The following is a 4495-nucleotide window of genomic DNA, read 5'->3' as shown; positions in this document are numbered from 1 at the left end:
CTTCAAGATCGCGATGATCTGCTCTTCGCTGAACCTGCTGCGCTTCATTCTCGTCCGACTCCTTTGCGTCGGACTCTACTCAAAATCGGTCACATTCCAGGGGCGCACGTCAACAGTTTCACCGGAAGCACCTGTCGTCGACCCAGCCGCCCAGTCTGCGCTAGGCTTCGCGCAGTAGTCGCTCCCAAATTGGTCCGGCGAATCCGTTACAGACGGCGATCTGGACCCGCTCTTCAGAATGGGAGATCTTCGATAAATAGGACGAACTCCTGGAAGGCGGCGGCCTCGAAGCCTATGCCCCTGTCCGTTTCCGCCAAGGGGAATCGGGCAGTCGCTTCCATCACGGCCTCGGGGTCTGATTGACGGTCAGGATCATTGGTGGCGGTCCATTTGGCCAGAGCGGTGACTCGGGCGTGAGGCGTTGCCGCGACCAGTTCGACCGTTCCCAACTCGGCGTCCCGAACATATCCCAACATGGCAGCAAGCGCCCCCTGCAGCTCCGCCTCGCGCCGGCTCGGACCCTGCACGACCGTTTGCTGATCGCAGATAAGAGCAAGGCATGGATCCTGACTCAGTCGCTCAAGGATTTGGCGGCTCGATCTCCTGCTACTCTCCAACAGGTCGACGCTGAGCTTTCGGCGATGAAATGGGATGCCTATTCCCAGATTTGGGACGCGAGCCAAGCGATCATCTAGAGGCGAGGATCTCGCTAGATCGACGAGTTGAGAGGGTGATACGCTCCGCCCTGCCGACGAGTCGTTCGGTGAGGAGAGAACATGCGCAAGATCACTTTCGCGGTCGCGTCACTCGCGTTGCTCACTGCTTCAACTTCCGCCTTCGCGGCGGGCCCGTGCAAGGACGCAAAGGGCAAGTTCATCAAATGCCCGGCCACGCCGGCAGCGAGTGCCGCGAAGGCCGCCACCGGCGGTGTCACCAAGGACAAGAACGGCAAATGCCATGTGGCCACTGGTCCGAAGAAGGGCCAGTTCACGAAGTGCCCGTGATGGCCTGAGGCCGACCGAACCGCGCGCGGGCACGCCTGGCGGCCCGCGCGCCATCAGGCGCGAGGGCCAAGGGGGCGGCAATGTAAGTTCGAGCGATGACCGATCCCGACGCCCCTTGCTGGTTCGCTGAGGCGGTTCGAGCGCAGCAGCTGCGCCGAAGCGCGGATGATTTGATCGAGCTTATCCATCGCGAGCGGCACTGGCGTAGCTTTCGCGAGGCGCGGGGCCTGACGCACGAAGAGGTCCGAGCGCTCCGCCTCACTCACTATGCGGGGCCGCCCTGGCGGACTCTGGAATGGCTCGAACCCTCTCGCCTCAAACTGGCTGCGTACTTTACCCTAGGGGTTCCACCTGCTTTCAACATAGGACTCGCTCTCTATAACGGCGCGACATGGGCTTACGAATTTGCAGTGTGGACGATGCAATAGGTAAATTGCGGAAGCGCTTCGAAGGCCGGGCGGACGAATTGCTTATCGGCCTGTTCCTCGATCGCGATTTCAAGGTACATGGTGACTTCGCCGTCCAGGGCGCGCGAGATATCGTCTCCATGCCGCTGGCCGAGTTCGCGGCCAAGGCGGCTGGAAGTGGTGCAGTTTACTTAGTCCTCGCGCACAATCATCCGTCGGGCGATCCGACGCCGAGCCAGGGGGATAGGGAGGCCACAGCCGCAACAGTTCGCGCCTGCGAAACTCTGGGCATTCGGATGCTTGATCACCTGATATTTGCCACGGGCGGCGTGACAAGCATGCGCGCCCTAGGGATTATCTAGATTCCGAATTCAATGCGCGCTTGGCGCCTGCCGGCGTCACGAACAGGAAGAGCCCGCACTCGTCGCCGAGCTTAGCAGGCCTACAGCGTTTGGCGACGGTCGTTTTTTCCGAGAGGCCGGGCAACGTCTGCCGGGTGGATATGAAAACGCTTGAAATGTTGGAACATAAAGGGAACTTGGATTGACTCCGAAGTATGGGAGCCTTGCCATGGATAGCTGGAGCGACACGACCCTTCTAGCGATCGCTGCAATCATCACGAGCCTTTCGAGCCTCGTCTGGGCATTTCGGCGGAAAGGCGATAGTGGAGGCGAGTAACGGGCATGGTGCCTTGCCCTGATGGTACTGTCGCCGCAGGCGGCGCAGGCCTCAGCCAGCGTATTGTCGGATATGGTCGATGAAGGCTCCGGCGCGGTTCAGCCGCCGGAGCCTTCGTTTCAATAGCGCTCCTCCTTGCGGCCTGGGTCCGTCTGGGGAGGGAAGCCCAGCAGCACGCGCTGCTGCACCCAGTCCATGGGGATGCTGGTGTTGAGCAATTTCCGCCTCGTGAGGTCAGCGGGTTGGCGGCCATCCACGATCGCCGCGATGATGTCGGGGGCGAGATAGTTGAGCCGCAGCGCGCGCATCACCATGGGCTCGCGGCAATGCAGGCGCTGGGCGACTTGCTCGAATGTGAGGCAGCGGTCTTCATAGACTAGAGCTTGTGCCCGCCTGGCAAGGGCCATGAGGTTGACCAGGCTGCGCTTGGGCGTACCGGGCACCGCTGTGGTATCGATAGGGAGGCGGAAACGCCGTTCGGCTCGGACGGTGAAGGCCTCGCTCTCAAGGACATGGATGTGGTGGTGTTTGGCATCGATATTGGGCCCATAGCGAAATGACCCCTTACCGGACCACGCGAGGAGCGCGCGGACTTGCTCGCATCGCAGGATGATACGCACACGCTCGCGTGAGATTTCGATCCGTTCGATCAGCGCTTCCCAGGCGCGGCGTAGCTTGTGGCGATCGCAGGTCTCTAGGTAGCGGGCTGCCCCGGTGCCGCCGTCGATCAGCTTGTCGGTATTGCCGTCTCGGTAGCCGAGCTTGTGCACCGCCGTGCTGACCTCTTCCCGGTCGCGGTAGAAGGCGCAGATCACAGCCCGGATCAGGTCTTCGAGATCCGCCGCGGTCGCGCGCAGCGCGCGTGTGCCGCTCCTGGTGAGGCGGTGGTTCGATGTAGAGACATAGTAACGGCGTGAGGTCAGGGTGCATTCGCGCGTGCCTGGCCAGATTACCATCTGTCGGCCGAGATCGTCGAACAGGAAGCCAAGCAGGAGGTTGGTGTCCGCGGTGAGCGGCGGGAGCTTGAGCTTCCGGCTCTCCTTCAACTGGCGGACCGCCTCCCAGGTCTCCCGGTCGATGATGGGCTCGTGAAGCGCGGGGATCACTTCGCCATCGACATGGAATTCGCCTATATAGGCCGGTCTGGCCAGGATGCCGTAGATCAGCGTCCGGGTGACGGGGAAGCCGCCGCAGGTTCGACCGGCGCGCCCAATCCATTGCTTCGATCGCATCCCCTCCGCGGCCATGCGGAGGGTCACCCGATTGGAACTGCCGAGTTCGAGATAGAGGTGATGGATTTCGCGAATCTTGGCCGCTTCCAGTTCGTTCACGACAAGGCGGCGGTCGACCAGGTCATAGCCATAGGGGGCGGCGCCGCCGATCCAGTGGCCGGCACGTCTGAGTGCGTGCGCCTTGTCGCAGATGCGGTCCGAGAGCATCTCGCGTTCGAACTGGGCAAAGGTCAGCAGGATGTTGAGCACAAGCCGGCCGAGGCTGTCCTGCGTGTCAAAGGACTGGGTGACGCTGACAAAGGTCACTTCATGTTGGTCAAACAGGTCGATCAGGCGGGTGAAGTCCGAAAGCGAACGTGTCAGCCGGTCGAGCTTGTAGATGACGATTACGTCGACGAGACCTTGCTCGACGGCACCGAGTAGCCGGGTTAGCCCGGGGCGGCTGAGGTTGCCGCCACTAAACCCGCCATCTTCGTATGTTTCGGGTGCCTCGGTCCATCCGCGGTGGCGCTGCGATTTGATATAGGCCGAGCAGATGTCATGCTGCACGGCGAGGCTATTCACGTCCTCGTCCAGCCCCTGTTTTGCGCTCTTGCGGGCATAGATCGCGCAGCGAACCGGGCGGATTCCTTGTAGGGATGAGCGCATCGATCATCCTTTCGATCGAATACTCCCCTTCGGCGACAGGATGCACCTTGCGCGAACGATGTGCGATTCCCGAGCTCTGGTATCGCTCAGTTAGCGGCAGGTGAAGGTCGACCCGCTATGATGAGGCCGGGAGGCATGCTGAAATCGCTTCGTGTCATGGAGTACCTAATGACGAATTCCTGGATCGCAGCGCGGCGCAGGTCAACAGCCACACCGCCAACGAAGCCACCAAGGCATTCGCGCTCATCCTAGACGGCATGCCAAATCGCCCAGCCATAGGCGACACTTCCCTATCCTCGATGAGCGAAGGCTTTTAAGTAAACTAATATCCAAAATGGATTTAATTTTCCTGGCCTATTTCTCGTATTGGCAAAGTGCGCATTTCCATGAATATTCGACCTGCTTGCAGGATTGCCCGCGATTCTTTCAAGCCAAAGAAGGGGGAGGTATGCGCATGAGGCTTCTACTCGGCGTCGGCCTGGCTGCGATGATCGCTTCATCGGCGCAGGCCTCGGAGACCGTCACC

At 61.0% G+C, this 4495-nt stretch carries 5 protein-coding genes; 4 read left to right on the top strand and 1 reads right to left on the bottom strand.

Translation table 11 applies throughout. The features are described from left to right. Nucleotides 1-359 precede the first annotated feature (359 nt). From FFS08_RS23285 to FFS08_RS23275, 3 genes are all read left to right on the top strand, one after another. Nucleotides 360-695: a hypothetical protein gene (locus tag FFS08_RS23285; RefSeq protein ID WP_137865114.1), complete on the top strand. Its 336-nt coding sequence runs from the start codon at nucleotides 360-362 to the stop codon at nucleotides 693-695. An 81-nt stretch (nucleotides 696-776) separates the two neighbouring features. Then, nucleotides 777-1004: a hypothetical protein gene (locus FFS08_RS23280; protein ID WP_137865115.1), complete on the top strand. Its 228-nt coding sequence runs from the start codon at nucleotides 777-779 to the stop codon at nucleotides 1002-1004. 412 nt (nucleotides 1005-1416) lie between these two features. Then, the gene (locus FFS08_RS23275) at nucleotides 1417-1773 is read left to right on the top strand and encodes a JAB domain-containing protein (protein ID WP_171012787.1); all 357 of its coding nucleotides are present in this window, start codon (nucleotides 1417-1419) and stop codon (nucleotides 1771-1773) included. Nucleotides 1774-2208: 435 nt separating this feature from the next. On the opposite strand, the gene FFS08_RS23270 is transcribed toward FFS08_RS23275, so the two are convergent. Next, nucleotides 2209-3969: a recombinase family protein gene (locus tag FFS08_RS23270; protein WP_137865117.1), complete on the bottom strand. Its 1761-nt coding sequence runs from the start codon at nucleotides 3967-3969 to the stop codon at nucleotides 2209-2211. Nucleotides 3970-4303: 334 nt separating this feature from the next. Between FFS08_RS23270 and FFS08_RS23910 the strand changes: the two genes are divergently transcribed. After that, a partial coding sequence (locus tag FFS08_RS23910; RefSeq protein ID WP_212742073.1) for a hypothetical protein occupies nucleotides 4304-4495 on the top strand: 192 nt, incomplete at its 3' end.

The sequence above is a fragment of the Sphingomonas sp. 1F27F7B genome (genome assembly GCF_005503355.1).
Classification (GTDB): Bacteria; Pseudomonadota; Alphaproteobacteria; order Sphingomonadales; family Sphingomonadaceae; genus Sphingomonas.
The sequence above is the reverse complement of the archived record's forward strand: the minus strand, read 5'-3'. Positions and strand labels throughout refer to the sequence as shown.

Coding starts and splice junctions, on each gene's coding strand:
- FFS08_RS23280 (WP_137865115.1), top strand. CDS start 777: ATGCGCAAGATCACTTTCGCGGTCGCGTCACTCGCGTTGCTCACTGCT.
- FFS08_RS23270 (WP_137865117.1), bottom strand. CDS start 3,969: ATGCGCTCATCCCTACAAGGAATCCGCCCGGTTCGCTGCGCGATCTAT.